Annotated in this window: 22 protein-coding genes, 1 tRNA gene and 2 riboswitches; of the genes, 15 read left to right on the top strand and 8 right to left on the bottom strand. The window is 53.7% G+C overall.

What is annotated here, in order from left to right; all coding sequences use genetic code 11:
- Positions 1–321 precede the first annotated feature (321 nt).
- Entirely contained in the window at positions 322–1,491 is a 1,170-nt protein-coding gene (locus LKH74_RS07345; RefSeq protein ID WP_287708110.1) for a D-alanyl-D-alanine carboxypeptidase family protein, read from the bottom strand.
- A gap of 221 nt (positions 1,492–1,712) precedes the next feature.
- Positions 1,713–1,803, top strand: a riboswitch (TPP riboswitch).
- An 84-nt stretch (positions 1,804–1,887) separates the two neighbouring features.
- On the opposite strand from LKH74_RS07345, the gene LKH74_RS07340 reads away from it, so the two are divergent.
- From LKH74_RS07340 to LKH74_RS07320, 5 genes are all read left to right on the top strand, one after another.
- Positions 1,888–2,454 carry an ECF transporter S component gene (locus tag LKH74_RS07340; protein ID WP_135366810.1) on the top strand — a complete coding sequence of 189 codons (567 nt, stop codon included), beginning with the start codon at positions 1,888–1,890 and terminating at the stop codon, positions 2,452–2,454.
- A 437-nt stretch (positions 2,455–2,891) separates the two neighbouring features.
- Positions 2,892–4,304, top strand: a complete 1,413-nt coding sequence (locus LKH74_RS07335; protein ID WP_287708109.1) for an ABC transporter ATP-binding protein — start codon at positions 2,892–2,894, stop codon at positions 4,302–4,304.
- Positions 4,301–4,954 carry an energy-coupling factor transporter transmembrane component T family protein gene (locus LKH74_RS07330; RefSeq protein ID WP_287708108.1) on the top strand — a complete coding sequence of 218 codons (654 nt, stop codon included), beginning with the start codon at positions 4,301–4,303 and terminating at the stop codon, positions 4,952–4,954. Before LKH74_RS07335 ends, LKH74_RS07330 begins: the two co-directional genes overlap by 4 nt.
- Before the next feature lie 13 nt (positions 4,955–4,967).
- Positions 4,968–5,654 carry a thiaminase II gene (tenA, locus tag LKH74_RS07325; protein ID WP_287708107.1) on the top strand — a complete coding sequence of 229 codons (687 nt, stop codon included), beginning with the start codon at positions 4,968–4,970 and terminating at the stop codon, positions 5,652–5,654.
- A gap of 39 nt (positions 5,655–5,693) precedes the next feature.
- Positions 5,694–6,065 (top strand): hypothetical protein, encoded by a 372-nt coding sequence (locus tag LKH74_RS07320; RefSeq protein ID WP_287708106.1) that lies wholly within the window; start codon positions 5,694–5,696, stop codon positions 6,063–6,065.
- A 660-nt stretch (positions 6,066–6,725) separates the two neighbouring features.
- On the opposite strand, the gene LKH74_RS07315 is transcribed toward LKH74_RS07320, so the two are convergent.
- Positions 6,726–6,908 (bottom strand): hypothetical protein, encoded by a 183-nt coding sequence (locus LKH74_RS07315; RefSeq protein ID WP_135366814.1) that lies wholly within the window; start codon positions 6,906–6,908, stop codon positions 6,726–6,728.
- Between the two features lie 291 nt (positions 6,909–7,199).
- Here LKH74_RS07315 and LKH74_RS07310 point away from each other — a divergent pair, with 291 nt between their 5' ends.
- Positions 7,200–7,394, top strand: a complete 195-nt coding sequence (locus LKH74_RS07310; protein ID WP_125577738.1) for an LBP_cg2779 family protein — start codon at positions 7,200–7,202, stop codon at positions 7,392–7,394.
- A 75-nt stretch (positions 7,395–7,469) separates the two neighbouring features.
- On the opposite strand, the gene LKH74_RS07305 is transcribed toward LKH74_RS07310, so the two are convergent.
- The 4 genes from LKH74_RS07305 to LKH74_RS07290 form a co-directional block, all read right to left on the bottom strand.
- Positions 7,470–7,985, bottom strand: a complete 516-nt coding sequence (locus tag LKH74_RS07305; RefSeq protein ID WP_135366815.1) for an O-acetyl-ADP-ribose deacetylase — start codon at positions 7,983–7,985, stop codon at positions 7,470–7,472.
- A 273-nt stretch (positions 7,986–8,258) separates the two neighbouring features.
- Complete coding sequence (locus LKH74_RS07300; protein ID WP_135366817.1) at positions 8,259–8,603, bottom strand: hypothetical protein; 345 nt, start codon at positions 8,601–8,603, stop codon at positions 8,259–8,261.
- A gap of 281 nt (positions 8,604–8,884) precedes the next feature.
- Positions 8,885–10,048 carry a hypothetical protein gene (locus LKH74_RS07295; protein ID WP_287708105.1) on the bottom strand — a complete coding sequence of 388 codons (1,164 nt, stop codon included), beginning with the start codon at positions 10,046–10,048 and terminating at the stop codon, positions 8,885–8,887.
- Between the two features lie 80 nt (positions 10,049–10,128).
- Complete coding sequence (locus tag LKH74_RS07290) at positions 10,129–11,112, bottom strand: asparaginase (protein WP_287708291.1); 984 nt, start codon at positions 11,110–11,112, stop codon at positions 10,129–10,131.
- A 130-nt stretch (positions 11,113–11,242) separates the two neighbouring features.
- Here LKH74_RS07290 and LKH74_RS07285 point away from each other — a divergent pair, with 130 nt between their 5' ends.
- From LKH74_RS07285 to LKH74_RS07265, 5 genes are all read left to right on the top strand, one after another.
- A complete protein-coding gene (locus LKH74_RS07285) occupies positions 11,243–11,398 on the top strand; it encodes a hypothetical protein (RefSeq protein ID WP_167850100.1) in 156 nt (51 codons plus the stop codon).
- Between the two features lie 51 nt (positions 11,399–11,449).
- Positions 11,450–11,548: riboswitch (purine riboswitch) on the top strand.
- A 120-nt stretch (positions 11,549–11,668) separates the two neighbouring features.
- Positions 11,669–13,039: a nucleobase:cation symporter-2 family protein gene (locus LKH74_RS07280; RefSeq protein ID WP_179951116.1), complete on the top strand. Its 1,371-nt coding sequence runs from the start codon at positions 11,669–11,671 to the stop codon at positions 13,037–13,039.
- A gap of 327 nt (positions 13,040–13,366) precedes the next feature.
- The gene (locus LKH74_RS07275; protein ID WP_287708104.1) at positions 13,367–14,263 is read left to right on the top strand and encodes an ABC transporter ATP-binding protein; all 897 of its coding nucleotides are present in this window, start codon (positions 13,367–13,369) and stop codon (positions 14,261–14,263) included.
- Complete coding sequence (locus LKH74_RS07270; protein ID WP_287708103.1) at positions 14,256–15,473, top strand: ABC transporter permease; 1,218 nt, start codon at positions 14,256–14,258, stop codon at positions 15,471–15,473. The genes LKH74_RS07275 and LKH74_RS07270 overlap by 8 nt, the downstream gene beginning before the upstream one ends.
- Positions 15,474–15,547: 74 nt before the next feature.
- Positions 15,548–15,620: transfer RNA gene (locus LKH74_RS07265), tRNA-Ala, on the top strand.
- 397 nt (positions 15,621–16,017) lie between these two features.
- On the opposite strand, the gene LKH74_RS11950 is transcribed toward LKH74_RS07265, so the two are convergent.
- Entirely contained in the window at positions 16,018–16,104 is an 87-nt protein-coding gene (locus LKH74_RS11950; RefSeq protein WP_125575124.1) for a type I toxin-antitoxin system Fst family toxin, read from the bottom strand.
- Positions 16,105–16,551: 447 nt separating this feature from the next.
- Between LKH74_RS11950 and LKH74_RS07260 the strand changes: the two genes are divergently transcribed.
- Genes LKH74_RS07260 through LKH74_RS07245 form a run of 4 tightly spaced genes read left to right on the top strand, consistent with a single transcriptional unit; the run spans position 16,552 to position 20,330 of the window.
- A complete protein-coding gene (locus LKH74_RS07260) occupies positions 16,552–17,661 on the top strand; it encodes an ABC transporter ATP-binding protein (RefSeq protein WP_287708102.1) in 1,110 nt (369 codons plus the stop codon).
- Positions 17,639–18,463 (top strand): ABC transporter permease, encoded by an 825-nt coding sequence (locus tag LKH74_RS07255; RefSeq protein WP_287708101.1) that lies wholly within the window; start codon positions 17,639–17,641, stop codon positions 18,461–18,463. The genes LKH74_RS07260 and LKH74_RS07255 overlap by 23 nt, the downstream gene beginning before the upstream one ends.
- Positions 18,460–19,263 carry an ABC transporter permease gene (locus LKH74_RS07250; RefSeq protein ID WP_135366824.1) on the top strand — a complete coding sequence of 268 codons (804 nt, stop codon included), beginning with the start codon at positions 18,460–18,462 and terminating at the stop codon, positions 19,261–19,263. The genes LKH74_RS07255 and LKH74_RS07250 overlap by 4 nt, the downstream gene beginning before the upstream one ends.
- Entirely contained in the window at positions 19,260–20,330 is a 1,071-nt protein-coding gene (locus LKH74_RS07245) for an ABC transporter substrate-binding protein (protein WP_135366825.1), read from the top strand. Before LKH74_RS07250 ends, LKH74_RS07245 begins: the two co-directional genes overlap by 4 nt.
- A gap of 472 nt (positions 20,331–20,802) precedes the next feature.
- Here the strand turns inward: LKH74_RS07245 and LKH74_RS07240 are convergent, their stop codons facing one another.
- Complete coding sequence (locus LKH74_RS07240; RefSeq protein ID WP_287708100.1) at positions 20,803–21,633, bottom strand: hypothetical protein; 831 nt, start codon at positions 21,631–21,633, stop codon at positions 20,803–20,805.
- Between the last annotated feature and the right edge of the window lie 94 nt (positions 21,634–21,727).

Genomic DNA, 21,727 nt, shown 5'->3' with positions numbered 1-21,727 from the left:
TGGTGCATGAATCAATTTAAACCTGAACTGACAACGGTGGCTGGTACTGGCCGCCTGACCGTTCACTGAAAATTCTCCCGATTACAGCCCCCATCTCACGGTTGCCAGGCCCTGTCGACCTTCTGCACACAAAAAATGCCAGGGCGCTGACTGTCACCCTGACATTTTATGTTTACACATTTAATTGAACCGTTCACCCGGACTGACTGGGAATCCGTTGCCACCCGCCCCTCTGGCAGTCGGCTGTGCTGCCTGACGCAGGCCATTAGCCTAGTTTTCACGCAACGGCAGGCGGCCAGCGTGTACCAAGCAGACCAAGTGCTAGTTACTCATGCGACTCAGGCGGTAGGCGTGGTCCATCAGTGAACGTGTCTCCGTGAACTCGTTGATGTCATGCAGCACCACCGTGATGACCCGGTGCTTGCCGCGCTTGTGGCCGGTCCCCACGAAGCAGTAACCCGCTAGTGGCGTGTAGCCGGTCTTCAAGCCATCGACCTTCAGGGAGGCGCGGTAGTATTTACGCCCCTTTAAGAGGTTGTTGTAATTGTAGCAAACTTGGCCGTTGACGGTCATGGACCCAATCTTGCCGTCAGTCAAAACGCGCGGATAGCTGGTCATCAAATGCCGGGCTATCAACGCCACATCCTTGGCTGAGACCTTGTTGGCATTGGCCTTGCCGTAGGCGTAACCGAAGCGCTTCAGGTCACTGTTCTCCAGGCCCGAGGCCGAAACGAAGTGCGCCTTACCCAACTTCCAGGCCTTGGCTTGGGCGTTCATTTTCCGGATAAACTTGGCGTTACTACCGCTGACCCATTTGCCCAGCGCAATCGCCGAATTGTTGGACGAATCCAAGAAGGCCGCGTAGTAGAGCTGCTTGACGGTGTAGCGATGATTCAATTTAAAATGAAAGCCGCCACAATCCGCACTTCGGCTCATCGACACCAGGCCACGACTGGTAATCTTGACCTTATGATTCCAGTTGCTTTTTTTGCCGTCGATTTTCTTCAAGGTGAGATACAACGTCATGATTTTTGACACGGAGGCAATCGGCCGCGCCGTGTTGGCGTGCTTGGACCAGACGACCTTGCCCGTCTTGGCGTCCATGGCGACCGCAGCTTTGGCCTTGGTCAAGACGAACGGGGCCTTCCCACGCTTCAAGTAACCGTGCCAAATCCACCCCTTGACGCTGTGCTTGCTGTTTTGCACGTACAGGTAAATGCCCTTCGATTTACCGTGCTTGAGGGTTGCCTGCTTGGTGGCGTACCAGGTGGTATGGGGATGGGTCGTTAAGTTGCTGACCTTTTTGGTGTGTTTCTTGTTGTAAATGGCACCCTGACTGTGTTTCTTGTGGTAAGCGGTCTTCTTGATTTTCTTGGTGCTGACGGTGTGGTAGGCCGCCGCTTCGGCTGGCGAGGTCGGCATTAGCGCCCCACCCAACGTGACGAGCGCTCCGAGCGCCAAGGCCCAGTGATTGAGATGACTTTTCTTCATAAGTTAAGTGCTTCCTATCCTTTAATAATTAAGTTCACTAACAATTAGAATAGCACTCTTCCTCATCGCCGGATAGCGCATTTGGCCGTTTTGGACGGGCTTTTGGGGCTTTGTAACTAAACTGTAAAAAACGTTTCCATCCTGAATAGATCAACGACTCGGCACGTATTTTTCCAGTCACGGTTGCATTTACCCGCCAAATTAGTTACGCTTAGGGTATTCAAATACGACTGGGGTGCCTCGCGGCTGAGATCAAACCCATTGAACCTGCTCTGGTTAATACCAGCGAAGGGAACGCGTTATTTAGCTATCAATGAACCCCTACTAAGTTTTTAGTGGGGGATTTTTTTATTCGTTGGGCACCCCCGTCAAAACTCTCATAGGAGGCATCATCTCATGAAAAGTTGGCACATCCGCGATATTATTTTGGTCACGATTCTCGCAATTTTTATGGGCGTCATCTTCTGGATCATTAATCCCGTCTACACCTTCCTGGCGGCCGCTTTGGCCCCATTTGGTCTGCAACCCTTGGCAAATGAAATTCTGTTAGGTATCTGGGTCATGGCCGGTCCTTTAGCTGGCTTTATCATCCGCATCCCCGGTTCAGCGACGTTGGGAGAATTTCTCGGCGCCGTTGTTGAAATGTTTCTGGGCGGCGTCTGGGGCGCTAGCACGCTGATTTCCGGCGCGGTTCAAGGTCTCGGGGCCGAAATTGGGTTTGCGGTGACTGGCTACAAACGCTACAACTGGGTCAGCCTGAGTCTGAGTTGCCTGACCACGGCCATCGTGACCTTCACGTGGGACCTGTTCCGGAGTGGCTACGCTGCCTATCATTTGGGCTTTCTGGTACTGCTGTTTGCAGTGCGGTGCTTATCGATCTTCCTGTTCGGCGGCGTGCTGACCAAGCTGATCACCAACCTGCTGGCGCGGGCCCACGTCTTACCCAACGTCAGCGCCAAATAACCATTCTGTGCGCTGGCTTGGCAACATTGGTATTGGCTGGCCGCCTGCCGTTACGTGAAAGTCTAGGGGGGGACTGGTGCTGGGGGAAGACGGACCGAGCCAAAGTACGGTCTCGGTCCTTGCTTTGAGCCGAAGAACCCGTCTCAAAGTCACCAATTTGCCAGCAAAACCCACTGGCAAATTCCCCGGCTGAGCCTAGATTTCACTTCACTCTCGGCTCCTGCGGTGCATTACCGCTACGACAGCGTTAACTGTTATTTCACGTTGTTGGTTGTTCGCAACTGCGGTGAGTGGCGCAGGTTAGCTATTTCTCGGCCTTCTTAGGCACTATGCCTCGACTTTAAATCACTCAAGCTCTCGCAACTAATCACTTTCTGTTTCACGCTCATTAATTTTAAAAAAGTTTGCAAAATCTGTTTCACATTGGAGGAATTTTCGTGGCCACTGTAACCGTTCATGCACTCACATTTTCCTATTCCAACCGCACCCGGCCGGTCTTGGACGACCTCAACGTGACCTTTCCCAGCGGTAAGTTTTCGCTGTTGACCGGGGTGTCTGGTGGGGGGAAGTCCACCCTGCTTAAGCTGATAGCGGGGCTCACTCCCCTGCCGGATGCTGGGACGATCACCTTTGACGGGCAACCGCTCAGCCAAATCAGCCCCGCCGACCGGGCGGCCACGGTGGCCATGCTGTTTCAGGAACCCAGCACGCAATTTACCATGGATACCGTGGTCAATGAGCTACGCTTCGCCCTGGAAAATCAATGCGTTGACCCGGCGGCCATCCCCGCCAAGATCACCGCGGCACTGGACTTCATCGGTATCGCTGACCTGCGCGACCGGCAATTAATGCAACTGTCCGGCGGCGAGCAGCAAAAGGTCGCCTTAGCCATCATCGTGGCTATGGACAGCGACGTCATTTTGTTAGACGAACCCTTTGCCAGCATCGACCCGCCTACCCGCTTGGCGTTACTGGAAAAGCTGGTGATGCTATGTACGCAGCGCGGCAAGACCATTATCTTGGCCGACCACGACCTCAGCAATTACGACCGGTGGGTGGACCACCTGGCCGTGCTGGATCAGGGTCACTTGACGTTGTTGTCGCCGGCAGAAACGCAGACACGTTTTGCGGCGTTCACACCGGACAAGCTCCGGTTGACACACGTGACGTTGCCCACCGACGACCTCACCGTCAGCCTGCAGGGCACCCAACTGGCACTGGGTCACGAACACCGGCAGTTGTTACGGCCGCAAGACCTGGCGTTATTTGCTCACCAAGCCACGCTGATCACCGGTCCCAACGGCAGCGGCAAGTCCACCCTGTTTCGCGCGCTGGTGCGATTGGGTACTTATCAAGGCCAGCTCACCTACGACGGCCAAGACATCCGTAAGCTCCCCCGCAAGCGCTACGCTCGCCAAGTTAGCTTGATGTTTCAGTCGGCCAGCGCGCAATTTCTCAACGTGACCGTGGCTGAGGAGTTAGCGTTGTCGCAAAAATTTGGCAATCACACCTACTTCACCCCAACACGCGTTCAGGACCTGTTGACGCAGCTGAATCTCGCCGACCACGTCGATCAGATTATCTACTCTTTGAGCAGTGGCCAGCAAAAGAAGCTCCAGCTACTGTGCATGCTGATCATGGCGCCCAACGTGTTGCTGCTAGACGAACCCTTGAAGGGCTTGGATTTTGCGTCCATTCAAGTGGTCATGCGCATTCTGACCACCGTTCAACGCGACCTCAACTTGACGCTGATCATGATCAGCCACCAGCTCAGCGGCCTCGACGACCTGATCACCTTACACCTGGCGCTCGATCACCAACAACTCACCTATCAGGAGGCGACACCATGAATCCCAGTTTAAAATTAGCCTTGGTCGTCTTGATTGCCTTGGAGGTGTCCTTCACCCAGGTCTGGACGGTCAACGTGGTGCTGATCATCGTCAGTTTGGCCTTGATGCTGCTGAACCACGTCACACTCAAACGCTTCTTGTGGCTGACGCTGGTCCCATTGTTCTTTGCCAGTGCGTTGGTCTGGTCATTGACCTTACAAGGCACCGCCAGCCAGCATTTTCTCCTGGTCATCTTCACCCGGATGTTCGTCTACGTCTACATGGGCGGGCTGTTCACCCAGACCACGGACCCCTTGACGTTGACCCGCTCGTTGGAACAAAATGCCAAGCTGCCGTCAAAATTTGCCTATGGCTTTCTGGCCGCTTTCAACCTGATGCCCAAGATTCAAGCCGAGGTCGCCACGATTCGCGCTGCGGCCTTGATGCGGGGCCAAGAACTGCACGTCTGGTCACCGCAACTGTATTTCAAAGTCATTCTGGCTGCGATGAACTGGTCCGACCAACTGGCCGCTGCGATGACCTCGCACGGCTTTGTCGAGGGCGCACCACGGACCCATGCCGTCACGGTGGCCTTAAGGTCGCGCGACTGGTGGGTCTTTGCCCTCAGTCTCATCGCCGTTCAAGTCGGGCTATTCATCGGTCTACCCTAAAAGGAGTTTTGTTATGTTTACTGATCAAGCACATGCGCAAACCAAAGCCCTGTGGGACGCGTCCAAACGCCATCCCTTTATCACCCAACTGCAAGCCGGCACCCTGCCCGCCACTACCTTTCGTTACTACCTGATTCAAGACCACCACTATCTCCACGAATTCGGCAAGCTCCACGACCTGGCGGCTGACCAAAGCAACGACCCGCGTGTAGTCAATCAGTTACGGGCCGGTGCGGCCAGCCTGCGCGACGGCGAAATTGCGGTGCGCCAGACCTTCTTTGACCGGCTCAACATCACCCCGGCAGAAGTCGCAGCCGTGACTGCCGCGCCCACGTGTTACGCCTACATCAGCCACATCTATCGGGCATTGCTGACAGCGGGGCCCGCGGGCGCCGTGGCGGGTCTGTTGCCGTGTTATTGGCTGTACGCCGAAATTGGTCAGGCGCTGGCCGGCACCGGGTCGCCCGTCCCCATCTACCAATCCTGGATCGACACCTACAATGCCGATGATTACACCGGTGCCATGCACGACCAGCTGGCCCTCGCTAACTATGTCGCCACGCCAGCCAATACGGACGCGTTGTTAGCTATTTTCAAGAAGAGCAGCTGGTACGAACTGCAATTCTGGCAAATGGCGCTGGATCAAGAAGATTGGTCAATCACCGACGCGAACGCAGCATCTGCATTTTCAAGGCACTAAACCAGCGTTATAATGGAGCTACCGCAAGAAAGAAAGCAGGTGGCAATCTTGAAAACGTCACGTTTAACATTTCTAGAATTTTTCGGTTACCTCGCCTTGGTACTGGGCGTCGCTATTGAGCTCTATGCCCTGCTCAGTAGCCCCGGTAGTAAACTCAGTGGTGACAACATGTTCGGTGGAGCCGTCGTCATGGCCCTCGCCGTCGCCTTTATCCACAGCAAGCACCTGATCTTTAACCTGATTCTAATTGGCTTAAGCACCCTGGGCTTTGCCTACTTCACCTTCATCCACACGCAAAACTGGCTGTGGACGGTGGTCTTAGGCGTAGCCGTCGCGGCCTTTCTGGTCTACTTCTTCGGTATCCGTAACGACGTCCGCCGCAACCAGAGCGACTGGTTTCATTTTAATTGAGCACGGATGCGGCAAAGGGTCCCTTACGCAGCGTTTGGATTTTTTCCAGACGCTTTTTGTTTGGCCAACTAAAGGTTGAAAGACGGAAATCAGCTGGAACTACTGTTAGCATGTGACTCATGGCGTCAAAAATAGTCGTTTTCAGCCACACAATGCGAGCTGGCCGCCTACCGTTCGCCAGTAACAGTCGTCTTAACCCCAGATAGCGAATATATTGACGACTGGTCTTTCATTAACACAGTGTTGCTGATAATTGCTACCTTGCCGGAGGCAGCCAGGGTGGAGCCAGCTGTGTCGGCGGTGTTGGCTGAGGTCCTTTCTCAGCCTACAGCGCGGGACGACTTGAGAGACTGGCGGACTCTGCCAGGCTTTCAAGCGAACCGGAAGACCGCTTTTCAGGCTGGAGGTGTTCCCCAGAGCAGGCGGAACCCTGGCTGACGCAGGCGTCTGGTTTCACCAATTTAGGTGTCAAAACACCGTCGTTACAGCAATCAACGCGTTAATTCTACTTTCAACACCTAATTTTGGACAGAAAAACAGGCCTGCCCGAAGGCCGACCTGTTTTCCTGCTTGATAAACTACAAGTGACTGTAGTGTGTAATCACAATGATTACCAAAGAGTTAGATGAAACAGCCGGGCGAACCCGACTTCGGGGCGGATCATTCCGCATTATTGACACTCGCGCGAAAGTTGCGTGTGTGCGGGGCATCTAAAATGCCCACGGGGCTGGTGGTTTGGCGCGTCGTGGTGTGTTTGCCCATCGTGAACCAGGCAAGCCCACTCACGACGCCCAAAATAATTACCGCGGCCACGAGGCTGCCAATGATATGTCTTAAATTCACGCTGCCACCTCACTAGTCGATGTTATCAAAATTTTCTAATAACTAGCTTAACCGCTGGGCATTGCAAACCTGTGACAGACTCACGTTAGTTTCCTAACAATTCTGCGACAATGGTTAACAACCGCGATTCCAGCCCATTTTCATATTGCATTTAATTTTACGCAATTTTTCCCGATTCAGCAAGCATTATCGAAAAAAACTTCAGATATCGGGACTTATTCCGCCGATTTCTGAAAAATTTAGTATAATGAACTTAAGCAGTCATTAGGATTATCATTTGGAGGGATATTAATGAGTCAAGAATTAAACGATTTGGCCGAAGCAATCATCGCCTACCAAAAGAAATACGATAAGACAGATGGAGAAATGGCCTTTGGCTCTCGACTGTCCGTTGAGAAGTTTCACGCCATCAAGACCGGTGAACTCGCCCCAACCAGCGAGGAACAAAGTGCTTTAAAGGGTTTCATCGCTACCAAGCCCCACTAACAACACTGATTAAATAAAAGACGCGTCAAGACGTTTGGCAAGTACGCTAACGTTTTGACGCGTCTATTTTTTACATTAATCCACGACTTGCGCCCAGGCGCCCCGGTAAGCCGCCGCGGTCGCATCGTCAAACGCGACCATGCGCACCCGCTGGAGGTCGTTACTCTTGGCCAGCACCGACGCAATCGTCTGCGCCGCCACGGCCGCCGCATCCTCTAACGGATACCCGTAGACCCCGGTGCTCAGCGACGGAAAATCGACCGTTCGGCATCCGTGGTCCATGGCCAGCTTCAGGCTGTTGCGGTAACAGTTGGCCAGTAGTTCCGGCTCCCCGTGTTGCCCACCGCGCCACACGGGACCAGGCGTGTGAATCACCCATTTAGCCGGCAGTTTGAAGCCGGGGGTAATCTTGGCTTCACCGGTCAAGCAGCCATTCAACGGCACGCAAGCCGCAAAAAGCTCCGGCCCCGCCGCGCGATGAATGGCCCCGTCAACGCCACCACCGCCTAATAACGTGGTGTTAGCGGCATTGACGATGGCATCGACCTTGCTTTCGGTAATGTCTCCCCGAATCACTGCAAATTCAGCCACTATGCTCACTCCTTTGACCAGGGCCAGTGCCACCGCCGTTTTGGCTTGGCTGGCGCTTGCCCCTCCTTGGCTTTCAGCCGCTTCATGCCCTCCCGATACGGGTTGGCATACAGCGACGACAAATTCAGTTTTTGACTTGATTGAGGCGGCTTAGGTGAGTCCCGGTAAGGACGCAGGTCGGTTTGACACTGCGGACAAACCGTATCGGTCGCGCTCACGGCCGCACCGCAATGCGGACAAAATTTCAATTCAGCTGCCACCGCAATTTCCTCCTTAGTCGTGTCGCCGTTGCTGATGGGCCTGGTTGCGCGCCAGGTTCTTCTCGCGGGTCGCTGCCGCCATCTTGGCCCCAGCGGCCTTTTCGGCGGCCCGCTTTTCTTGCCGCTGCTTGGCCGCTTCGGCCTTCTGTTGTTCGGCGAGCTTGCGTTTCTGTTGACTGCGGTAGCTAAAGTAGCTCCACACCCCCACCGCTAACAGTGCCACCACGATTTGGATCGGGACTAACACCCAATTGACGTGCTTGGCAAAGAACGCATCGTAGATCACCAACAAGACCGCCATCGCGCCGACCACCGAAATCGTGTCTCGCGCCCAACGCGGTAATTTTTGCCATTTCATGTTTAACAAACTCCTTATGTAAGCGGCCGAACTCGGCCGACCGCAGTTAGTCATTTGGTTCTAAATTTGATTAGAGCCAGCTGTGTCGACCCAGTTAGCTGACGTTTTGGGTCAGGTTACTGGGTGGGACGACTTGAGAGACTGGCGGTCTTGGCCAGGCTTTCAAGCGAGCCGGAAGACCGCTTCTCAGGCTGCAGGCGTTCCCCATAGCAGGCGGAGCTCTTGGCAGCCGTAGGCATCTGGTTTACGCCATTTCACCTGCAACCATCAGCGTTAGTGGCTTAAAGTTCGCCTTCGATACGGAGCTGGCGTTCGACCAGGTAGGCGTCGAGATAACCGAAGGAAATCTCGTCAACGTCGTCAATTTGGTACACCGCTCCCACGCGGTCAAGGGCATCGTCCTCAACCTTATGGAAGATAAACCGGCCGCCGGCGACGTGACTGGGATAACCACTCAGACTGTCGCCCCCCGCAAGTTTAATGTGGATGATCGTTTGAAACGCCGCGGCTTGACTCAGGCGGGCCTGGAATTGATCGACCGTCGCATCGAACAGGCGCTCATCATTTAACACCGGCTGCAAGGGCTGCTGGCGTGCTCGGTTGAGCAACGAGAACAGCCGCATGGTCTGCAGGTAATCCGATTCAATGACAATGGCGTGCAGGCCGCTCAGACGCATCAGCGTGTAACCACCGAATTGCCCGGTCATATCCAGTAGGCTCATGATAACCGCGTCGTCCGTCAGTAGGTTGATCCGCCCCACGTAAAACAGGTCGCGATTGTGCTTAGGGATCAGCGCCACTAACGGGTCCTTGCCCACCAACTGGGCCAGCGTGTCGTGGAATTGCGTGGCATCGGTCACGGCCACCTGGTCCTGGTGGGTCAGCTGTTGCAAGCGTGATGCCGCGATACCTTGTAAGGTCAATTCGCGACCCTGAAATTCGATGACCTCAATATCGGCCGGATTCAACGTTAAGGCCGGTTGATCACTAAAATCAAACTTATTGATCAGCTGGATTCCCACCGCATCACTGGCGACACTGGTGATGACGCCTTCGTAAAAGTGTTCATCATTTTTCAAGACCACCATCAACACCAAGTGGTCGACCCAAGCGTGGCTCAAGACCTGCCGGCGTAAGTCGCGCCGCTGGTCAAAGGTCATGGTCAAACCCCCGGCCTGGACGAATTGCTCATCACGAGCCGTTCTGATCCGGAAGGCCATATTTTCCAAATCTTCACTCGAAAATTCAACTTCATCGATGACGTCTAACGCTAAGAAGACGGCACCATCAGGTATCCCGAAATCATCGTAAGTCGCGAGGATGATTCCGGATGTGCCGACTGTCGTCACGTACCCGGTGTAAACCACATCTTGATTCGTTTGATACACGTTGACCAGCAAATGCCGGTCCGATGCCCGGTTTAAGTCATTCACAATTGAATTCACATGACGACCCCCTTTTTCCTATTATCAGAAAATCTTACCATATATTGACCAAAATAGCCCGTCAAGTCCGTCAGGGTTGGTTAGGAAACCGCCGTACTGAGAAATTGGGCGAGTTGCTTGCCCGTTAGACCAGCGCTCAAGCCGACCAGCAACTTGATGCGCGCCTTTTGGCCGTTTAACCCTTGGCACAGCATCAAGCCCATTTTCCGCAGCTCGATTCCGCCGCCTTGGTAATCGTAAATGTCTTCGGCAACGCCATTATAGCACCGCGAGACCAACACGATAGGAATCTGTCGGTCTAACAGGCGTTGAATGGCGGGCAGCGTTTGTGGCGGTAAGTTGCCGGCGCCCAGGCCCTCGATGACTAAGCCAGCGGTCTGGTCGTTGTCCAGAAAGTCAAACAGGCTACCGTCCATCCCCGCGTAAGCCTTCAACAGGTACACGTGGTCCGTCACGTGGTCGATATCACAGGTGTCTTGGCGAATCAATTTCTGGAAATACACGGCGTGGTCCTTGGCCACGATACCGATGGGGCCAAACGTCGGCGTCCGGAACGTGGCCACGTTGGTGGTGTGGGTCTTGGTCACGTAGCGTGCCGTGTGGATCTCGTCGTTCATCACGACCATCACGCCATTGCCCCGTGAGGCGTCGTCTGCGGCCACTTCAATGGCAGACTGAAAGTTATACAGGCCATCGGAACCAACCTCGTTAGACGAGCGCATGGCCCCAGTCACAACGACGGGAATCGTGCTGGGTAAGGTCAGGTCCAAGAAATACGCGGTTTCTTCCAAGGTATCCGTTCCGTGGGTGATGACCACGCCGTCGATGCCGTCGCGCTCGGCCTGGTCAATGCGTTGCTTGATCTGCAGCATTTCGACGGGCGTCATGTGCGGGGATGGTAGGTTAAACATCTCATCCGTGAACAATTCAACGCGCCCCGCCAGGATGGTCTCCTGTTCGGCGATGGGATTCTTGGCGTTGGGCACCACTTCACCCTGGTCATTTTGCGACATGGAGATGGTGCCGCCGGTGTGAATCGCTAAAATTTTCTTCAAAACTGTCAGCTTCTTTCCTCAAAGTTAAGCGTTAGGGGTAGAACCTGTCGGCTTTGCCGGTCACCACCCAAACTCGTTATCCACATTGTACCGTATTTGCGGTAAAATTAAGTTAGAATTCGGAGAGGATGACTCATAAATGTCAAAAAACGAAGATCGCGACAAAGTCTATGTTCCCGGGGTTCACGTCCATCCCAAGAAGTACAGCTCATCCGGCGGCATGGCCGATTGGGGCCCGGTATTCCACTGGTTCGGCGACATTCTGAAAAATCTCTGGCACAAAATCCGAAAATGACATCAGGGATTGTTTTTTTCATTTACCCGTGGTAAAGTAAGTGACATTCCATTTAAAAAATATGTGATTGCCTATATAATGCCATAATAAGGTTGGCGAGTTTCTACCCAGAACCGTAAATTCTGGACTATAAGCAAATTGAGGACGAAACTCTTTTTGCCGATGAAAAGAGTTCGTCGGCGAGTTTTCAGTAGCCCCCTTTTTGCAAGGGAGCTTTTTTGTTTTCACCAACCTTGGGCCAATAGACATCACAACAAGGAGGAAATTGTCTTGCAGTCCAAATCCGCAACTTCTACGTCGTCAGCGGCTCGCCAGCCACTTTCCCTGTGGCGCGCAGCAATTTTAGGGTTTCAGCATTTATTAGCCATGTATTCTGGTGACGTCATCGTGCCCCTTTTGATTGGGGGCGCGTTACACTTCAACGCCATGCAAATGGCCTATTTGATCAGTGCGGATATCTTCATGTGTGGGGTCGCGACCCTCTTACAATTAAAGCGTACCCCGCTGACCGGGATCGGCTTACCGGTCGTCTTAGGCTGTGCCGTCCAAGCCGTGACACCCCTGAGCGCCATTGGTAATCAATACGGCGTGGGCGTCATGTACGGTGCCATCATCAGTGCCGGGATCTTCGTCTTCTTGAGTGCCGGTTGGTTCTCCAAGATCAAGCACTTCTTCCCACCAGTCGTGACGGGGTCGCTGATCACCATCATCGGTTTCACCCTGATTCCCGTGGGCTTTCAGGACCTGGGAGGCGGCGATGCCACGGCCAAAAGCTTTGGCGATCCCAAGCTGCTGTTCATTGGCTTTCTGACTATGGCCATCATCTTGGGCTTAAACGCCTTTGCCAAGGGTTTCTTGAAGTCCCTATCCATTCTAGCCGGCATCCTGATTGGAACGTTCATCGCGGCGGCCATGGGGTTGGTCTCGCTCAAGGCGGTCGGCCAGGCCAGCTGGTTCCACCTGCCCCAATTCTTCTACTTCGGCGCGCCCAAATTCGAATGGTCCTCTATTCTGACCATGATTCTGGTCTCCTTGACCACCATGGTCGAATCGACCGGCGTCTTCTTTGCCTTGGGTGAAATCACCGGTAAGCCGATCGGCGAACAAGACTTGAAACGCGGCTACCGCGCGGAAGGCATTGCCGTCATCTTAGGCGGCCTGTTCAACACCTTCCCGTATTCCACCTTCTCCGAAAACGTCGGGGTGGTCCAACTCTCTGGCGTGAAAACGCGCAAGCCGCTGTATTTCTCCGCGGCCTTCCTGATGCTCTTGGGCCTCTTACCCAAGATTGGTGCGTTGGCCACGGTCATTCCCGATCCCGTCTTAGGTGGCGCCATGATCGTCATGTTTGGCATGGTCGGCGTCCAAGGCATCCGGATGCTCCAACAAGTTGATTTCAAGGATAACAACAACCTGTTGGTCTCCGCCATCTCCATCGGCCTGGGACTCGGCGTGACCGTCTATCCACAAATCTTCCAGGCCCTGCCGCAATCCTTACAGATCGTGATGAACAACGGCGTGGTCATTGGGAGTTTCTCGGCCGTCTTACTCAACATCATCTTCAACATGCGGCCCGCCCGTAAAGTGGCGCCGGCCCAAGCGCAAGTCAACAGCACTGCGCAACCACAGAATAGAAAGTAATGCATATTTCAAACGACCAACCGGGTCCCTTTGCCCTGGCTGGCCGTTTTTGCCTCTAAGCCCCATTATAATGAATGTTATAATTGGGCGCTTTTACACAGCTGAAACGTGCGCCAAAAGGCATCCCGGGGTTCCGCTTAAAACTGCTAACCAAACAATCCCAACTCGGGATTAGTCGGCGAGCCTGAATGCTCGCCGGTTAATCGCCTTTTGGCTCACTCTCTCGTCTTTAGATGACAGCTACTTTACAAAGTGCCTACCCGCCTTTAGTTTCCCCACCATCTACGGGTATAATAGAGCCATTAACGCGATAGGAGCGAAACTGCCATGTTAAGCATACAGCACATCAGTAAGGAATTTGGCCCCGTCAAGGCCCTCAACGATGTTAGCTTTGACGTGCCGGACGGCCAGATTCTCGGCTTGATCGGCCAAAACGGGGCTGGTAAATCCACGACCTTTCATAGCATCTTAAATTTCATCACGTACGCCGGTCAGATTCACTGGCAAGGCCACACCTTGGCCGCCACTGATTTCGACCAAATCGGCTACCTGCCAGAAGAGCGTAGCCTGATGCCCAAATTAACTATTGAACAACAAATTATCTACCTGGCACGGCTCAAGGGCCAATCCGCCAAGGTGACGCGGCCTCAAATCGACGACTGGCTCCAACGCTTCGCCGTCAAGGGGACCCGCAAGAGTAAGATCAAGGACCTCTCCAAGGGTAATCAACAGAAGGTCCAATTGATCTGCACTTTGATCCACCACCCCAAGCTCATCATCCTAGACGAGCCATTCAGTGGCCTGGACCCGGTCAACGCCGATCTGTTAAAGCAGGCCATCCTGACGGCCAAACAAGACGGTGCGGCCATCATCTTCTCCAGCCATGACATGGAAAACGTCACGGCGGTATGTGACCGGTTAGTCATGCTGCGCAAGGGCAACGTGGTCCTTCACGGCACGCTGGATGAGGTTCGCGACCAATTTGGGAAGACCGAGCTGTTCGTGACCACCGATTGGTCGGCCGACCGCCTCGCCACCCTTCCCGGAGTTGCCAGCATCACTTCGCGGCACGGTCGCCGTTACGTCCTACATTTGACCGACGCGACCGCGGGACCCGCCATTTTTGACGCCCTGACCCAGGGCCACTACATCGAGGAGTTCAGCCAACAACCGCCGACCCTTGACGAAATCTTCCGACTGAAAGTAGGTGAGGAACATGTCTAAGACTTGGGTAGTGACCTTTGAGACCTATCTGCGCCAGGTAAAATCCTGGAGCTTCCTGTTCATGATCCTCGGTCCGTTTTTGATGATTGCCTTGACCGCGGGCATCAGCTACATCAGTGCCAACAGTAATCGCAGTAGCAGTCAAGTCGCCGTCATTAGTGCGACCCCGGCGCTTCGGCGAGGCTATCTTGCACAACACTCAGACAACATCAACACCAAGATCACCACGGTGGCCGCGGCCAAAAAAGCGGTCAAGGCCAACCACTTGGCCGGCTACCTCACCCTCAGCAATGACGGCGCGCGCCTACGCGGAGATTATCACGGCAGTAAGTCAATGAGTAGTGGCCTGCAGGCGCAGGTCAAGAACTTTCTGACGCAATACCAGCAGGTCCAAAATTACCAAACGGCCAACCTGTCACCCAAGCAACAAAAGGCGCTGGCCCAAACACCGGTATTGAAGCAACACGTGGCCACCAAGACCGGGACCTCTAACCTGGCCAAACTCATTTCCTTTTGGGTACTGGTGACCATGATCTACATCATTCTCATCACCTATTCTTCGATCACGGCCCAAGAGATTGCCTCGGAAAAGGGCACGAAGATCATGGAGATCATCTTCTCCAGTACCACGGCCACCAGCTACTTCGTGGGTAAGATCACGGGAATCCTCCTGATGATCGTTACCCAAATCGTCATCTATCTGCTGGGGGGCTGGGCCGGATACGCCATCGCCATGAACTACGCAGGGATTCACCGCCTGATTGTCGCCCATCAGACACTGGTCAGCGGTGTGTTCCACAACCTGTTTAACCTGAACCTGTTGTACCTGTTGTTCGGTGTAGTCATCTACACGATTCTGGCTGCCTACAGCGGGGCGTTGGTCGCCAAGGCCGAAGATGCCTCTAAGGCGGCACAACCGGTCGTCATGTTGGGGATGCTGGGCTTCTTCGCCACCTTCCCGTTCCAAAACAACATGGACGCGGTGATCGTCAAGATCTTGTCCTACGTGCCCTTCTTCTCGTCATACTTCATGCCGATGCGGATCATCAACGGTACCGTGGGCTGGGGCGAACAATGGGGATCGCTGGTCATCTTGATCGTAGCCACCGGTCTATTCGCCGTTTACATCGGCCGTCAATACCAACGGTTGATGTTGCAAACAGACAGCCAAAGCCTCTGGCAGCACCTGTTCAAGGGATTCAAACACTAAATTTTTAAAGCCAAAAGCCACTTTTGCATTAACATTTTCAATCATCGTGATATAATAGAATGCATAAGTGGTATGGGCCTTTAGCTCAGTTGGGAGAGCGCCTGCTTCGCATGCAGGAGGTCGTCGGTTCAAATCCGGTAAGGTCCATTGAAGTAAGATTTACGATGAGAACGGTGGCACCAAGCGTGGCCCATAACGTTCTCATTTTTTTAATCCCTTCACTCGCAGCTGCCTTCATCGCAGACGGTCACCGTCATGGCTGACCGTCGTCGCACACACACCTTGGCAGGGGCAACACGGAACTGTTAGCTTAGCGGCTAGCAGTTTTTTTGTATTGCGGTTTACATTTATGTACAAAGCATCTCGTTTTAGGTATAAATGACAGCTGGTGTGTGTCAGTTGTTATTTATCGCTGTTGTGATATACTTAAGGTACAAAAAAAGTTTGTAACATTGGATTCACCAAAGCCCCTGACTACTGCAATAGTCAGGGGCTTTTTTATACGTCCAAGTTAACAAACGGGTGGGTCAGAAGTCGCCTAAAACTACCTATGCCGCCTACGTTCCAACCAATCCGTAAAGATGGCAACTAGGAGGCCAACAACCAGTGGTGCAAAAAAAGTTTGCAACATAAGGATTCACCTCCCCACTGTTGCTAGTGTGGGGAGGCAGCCCCTTAATTATCAGGTATAGATGTAACAATTGCCATGTTTTGTGAGATTTTTTATCGTAAACTTCTTAGCGCTACTCCGAAAAATATCGTGGCCATGAATCGCCGCACCTTCGTCTTGGAACGTCGGTTTTAGCCGGTCCGCTTAACTTTAGACACATCCCCCAGCCTGATGATGGCTTTTCTCGTCAACGGTTGGTAGGCTATAGGCATCATCCCGCGGTCGGGGCCACTGGTCTCGGCCTTTTTCGGCACGCGCAATTTTCGCCCTGGCTGTGTTAATTGTCCACCTTAATTATCTAACCCGACCACCATCTTTTTTCGTTTCAATTTCTTGCTAAACCCGCTATAATCAAAAAGGTTGCCTGGTTCGCCCCGCAACCAAATCTACCTTAGAGGAGGCCGCCTGATGCCCCAACCTATTATTGAACTGCGTCACGTCACCAAGCGTTACGATGACCATCCCATTTTGAAAAACATTAACCTCACGCTGGAGCCTGGAAAATTTTACACCCTTCTCGGCCCATCAGGCTGCGGTAAGACCACCATTTTACGAACTATCGCTGGTTTTACCGACGTGACTGAGGGCGACGTGCTGTTTGCCGGTCAGCGGATCAATGCCGTGCCCGCCAACAAGCGCAACGTCAACACGGTCTTCCAAGACTACGCCCTCTTCCCGCACATGACCGTGGCGGAAAACGTGGCCTTTGGCTTAACCTTGAAAAAAACACCGAAACCAGAAATTGAAAAACGGGTCGCCCAGGCACTCCAGCTGGTCCAGCTCGCCGACTACGGCGACCGCGAGATCAGCGCCCTGTCCGGGGGCCAACAACAACGGATCGCCATTGCCCGCGCCATCGTGATGGAACCGCAAGTCCTGTTACTCGATGAACCGTTGTCGGCGTTAGACGCTAAGTTGCGCCGCCAAATGCAATACGAGTTGCGCGATCTGCAGCAACGCCTTGGCATCACCTTTTTGTTCGTCACCCACGACCAGGAAGAAGCCCTCGCCATGAGCGATGAGATTTTCGTCATGAACCAAGGCGAGGTCCTCCAAAGCGGCTCACCGGTCGACATTTACGACGAACCCATCAACCATTTTGTCGCCGATTTTATCGGGGAAAGCAACATCTTACCCGGTAAAATGATCGCCGACTTCCAAGTAGCCTTTGGCGGCCACCAATTCGAATGTGCTGACGCCGGCATCCCGGTCAACGAACCGGTGGAAATCGTCATTCGGCCCGAAGACCTGACGCTGACCGCCCCAGAGCACGCCAAGCTGACCGTGACCATCGACACCCAGTTATTTCGTGGCGACTACTACGAAATTGCGGCGACCGACCGGCTGGGCAACGACTGGCTGATTCACTCGGTCAATCCCGCCGAGGACGGTACGGCCGTGGGCATCACCTTCCGGCCGCAAGACCTGCACGTCATGCGCTTTGGCGAGAAGGAAGCTGAATTCGACGCGCGGCTAGAGACTTACGAAACGGAGGATGAGACCCGTGACGAAACGTAAAACCTGGTTGTACTTCATCCCCTACGGCCTGTGGCTGGCACTATTCGTCATTGCGCCGGTCGCTTTGATTATTTACCAATCCTTCTTTGACCTGGGTCACCAGTTTACCTTCAGCAATTACAGCACTTATTTTCAATCCGCCACCTACCTCAAGATGACGCTGAATTCCGTGTGGTATGCCTTTTTGATCACCCTGTTCACCGGCCTGATCAGCTACCCCACGGCCTACTTTCTCCATCAGCTGAAGCACCGGCAATTCTGGTTACTACTGGTGATCTTGCCGACCTGGATCAACATCTTGTTAAAGGCCTACGCCTTCATCGGTATCTTCAGCCAGGCCGGATTGGCCAATCAATTTTTGACCTTCATTGGCATTGGCCCGCAACAAATTCTGTTCACCAACGCCAGCTTCATCTTCGTGGCCACCTACATCCAGATTCCATTTATGATTCTACCGATCTTCAACGCCCTTGATGACCTGAACCCGGCCTTCGTCAACGCCAGTCGGGACCTGGGCGCCAGCAACTGGCAGACTTTTCGGCGGGTCATCTTTCCGTTGACGCTTCCGGGCGTCAAGGCGGGCGTCCAAGCCGTCTTCATCCCCTCGCTGTCCCTCTTCATGTTGACGCGCCTGATTGGCGGCAACAAGGTCATCACGCTGGGGACCGCGATTGAGGAACACTTTTTGACCACCATGAACTGGGGCATGGGGTCCACGATTGGTGTGGTCCTGATCATCGCCATGATTATCGTCATGACGCTGACCAGCGACCAACGACCGAAAGGAGGGACGCCGCGATGAGACAAAAATTTGCCAAGGCCTACCTGATCTTGGTCTTTATCATTTTGTACGCGCCCATCTTATTTCTAATCGTCTACTCCTTCAGTCAGGGGGAGACCATGACCAACTACCACGGCTTCACCTGGCGGCACTACCAAACGCTCTTTAGCGACGCGCGGATGCTAGCCATCGTGGCCAATACGTTGCTGGTCGCCCTGTTGTCATCGCTGATTGCGACTCTGATCGGCACACTGGGCGCCCTAAGCATCAACCGCACCACCAAGCGTGTCACCCGTGAATCACTGCTGACGTTAAACAACGTCTTGATGGTCTCACCGGACGTCATCATCGGGGCCAGCTTTCTGATTTTCTTCACGATGCTTAAAATTCCACTGGGCTTTGGCTCGGTGCTGATGAGCCACATTGCCTTTGAAATTCCCATCGTGGTCTTGATGGTACTCCCCCGGTTACGGGAAATGTCGGCTTCCATGTTGGACGCCGCGCAGGACCTGGGTGCCACCACGCGGCAACTCCTATCGCAAGTCATCGTGCCCTTCATTTCGCCCGGTATCTTTGCCGGCTTCTTCATGGCATTGACGTACTCGCTGGACGACTTTGCCGTGACCTTCTTCGTGACTGGCAACGGCTTCTCCACCCTGTCCGTGGAAATCTATTCCCGGGCGCGGCAAGGCATCAACCTGGAGATCAACGCGCTGTCCGGCGTCATGTTTCTCTTCTCCCTGTTGTTGGTGGGCGGCTACTACTGGATTCAACAGGCCAGTCGCAAACGCAAGCATCGTAAGCGGGAGGTGGTCTCATGAAACGTTTAGTCAGTCTGATCATCGGCTTACTCGCCATCTGCGGCCTGCTTGCTTACAGCAGTGCGCAATTGGAACGCTCCAGCGGCAGTACCGGCGACAAGGTCTTGAATCTTTACAACTGGGGCGACTACATTGACCCCGGTCTCCTGAAGAAATTTCAACGAGAAACCGGCTACCACGTCAACGTCGAAACCTTCGACAGCAACGAGGCCATGTACACCAAGATCAATCAGGGTGGTACGCACTACGACCTGGCCATCCCTAGCGAATACATGGTCGCGAAAATGAAACGGGCCCACCTCCTACAGCCACTGGACAAAAGCCGGCTGACCGGGTGGCACAACTTCGACCCACAATTTTTGAATCAGCCCTTCGACCGCGGTAATCGCTATTCGATGCCGTATTTCTGGGGCACGCTGGGCATCATTTATAACGACAAATTCGTCAAGGCCAGTCAGGTCCAGCACTGGCAAGATCTCTGGTCCCCTAAGTTCCGCGACCAGATTATGTTGATCGACTCGGCCCGCGACATCATGGGCATGGCCCTGATCACGCAACACCAGTCGATGAACACCACCGATCCGCAAAAATTGCGCGCCGCTGAACAAAAGCTCAACCAGTTGGCGCCCAACGTCAAGGCTATCGTGGCCGACGAAATCAAGATGTACATGGTCCAAGACGAAGCCGCCATCGCGGTTGACTGGTCTGGTGAGGCGGCCGAAATGCTGGCCAACAACCACCACCTCCACTACGTCGTGCCCAGTGAGGGCAGTAACTTATGGTTCGACAACCTAGTCATCCCCAAGACGGCCCAACACTACAACGCCATTTACGCCTTCTTGAACTTCATGAGCCGACCCGCCAACGCCGCTCAAAACGCGGCTTACATCGGGTACGCCACGCCTAACGCCAAGGCCAAGGCGCTGTTGCCCAAGGCCATTCGCGATGACCGCCAGTTCTACCCCACGCAGTCGACCATCGACCACCTGCAGGTCTACCGCGACCTGTCGCCGGCCAAAGTCGAACTGTACAACGACCGTTATTTGGAATTTAAGATGCATCATTAACGCAACAGTTATTGACCGCTTCATAGCAGGAACTGGCCGCCTACCGTTCACCAGATATGGGTTGGAACGCTTGGGCAGACGGGTCGAGCCAAAAAACGGTCTCGACGCCTCGCTTTGAGCCGAAGAACACGTCTCAAAGACGCCAGTTCCCTAAGCGGCAAGAACCACGCCGTTAAGGGAACTCCCACGGCTGAACCCATATTTGGCGAACTCTCGGCTACGGGAGTGCACGTTAGTAACTATCGTCTTAACCCCAGGCAGTAGCTGCATTGACGACAGGTCATTCATTAACACAGTGTTACTGATAGGCATCAACTCACCGGAGTTGGCCAGGGATGGTCACATCTGAGTTGGCGCTGTAGGCCCCACCCTAGCCTGACGCAGGCTACTGGTTTCGCGAATTTCACTTTCAATCATTATGCAAAAAGCAGCAAGCTCTCAGAAGATACTGAGGACTCGCTGCTTTTCCTTTTTATTCCGGGTAGACCGTGGATTCACTCATGAAGTATTGTTGTTTGCCGACCTGGTAACCGGCGGCGATTTCAATCGAGTTCAAAACGTTCTTGGTCTTGGCCTGGTAAAAAGTGGTGGCATAATACTGATTCAGCCGCTTAATCGTTACGCGATACCGATACTTGCCGCTCTTCTTGACCTTGGTCCCGATGGCCTTGGGCACGGCACTCTTGGTATACAGCGTCGTCTTGCCACTCTTGCCCGGGCGCACGGCCTTGGTGATTTTTACGGAAGTCGTGGGCTTGCCGTCGACTTGCTTGTTGATGAAGACACTGCGTTTGTAATACTCCAGGTAGCCATCCGGTGTGATGTGCACGCGGGCCAGCTTGGCCTTGGTATCATTCTTGGGGTACTTGGTGCCCTTGAACAGGTTGCCATCTCCCTTGTAGTTGCGCAATGCGCCGTCGGGATAGGTCTTTTGCGTTGCGTAGAACGCTAAGTATTTGGGCACAGAGACATGTTTAAAATTCTTCGTGGTCGCCGCAATCGACCGCGTCATGAGACCCTTTTGGTGGTCGGTCTTGCGAATATGATAGCTCAACTGATTAATATTCAATCCGACCGCCGTCTTGCCGTTGCTGGCACTGATAGCTTGAATCTGAACCACGGTCCCCTTGGGGATGGTAATCGTCGCCGTCTTCGCCGCATTCTTGGTCACGATTTTACGTTTGGTTTGTAAAAATTTATGCGTCGTGACGCCCAAATACTGGGTGCTGGCGGCTGCTGGCACCGTGCCACCACTCAATGCGCCGATAAAGACGAGTCCCGCCGCAAATACTTTCCTGTTCATCGTCAATTCCTCCCAAAACCTTGATAGGTTTATTATACGACTAGCATGGTCTTTGCGGCACCCAAAAAAAGCTCGTGAATCAGCGTCTCGCGCT

Origin of the sequence: Levilactobacillus sp. (genome assembly GCF_022646225.1) — a bacterium.
GTDB lineage: Bacteria > Bacillota > Bacilli > Lactobacillales > Lactobacillaceae > Levilactobacillus > Levilactobacillus suantsaiihabitans.
The sequence above is the reverse complement of the archived record's forward strand: the minus strand, read 5'-3'. Positions and strand labels throughout refer to the sequence as shown.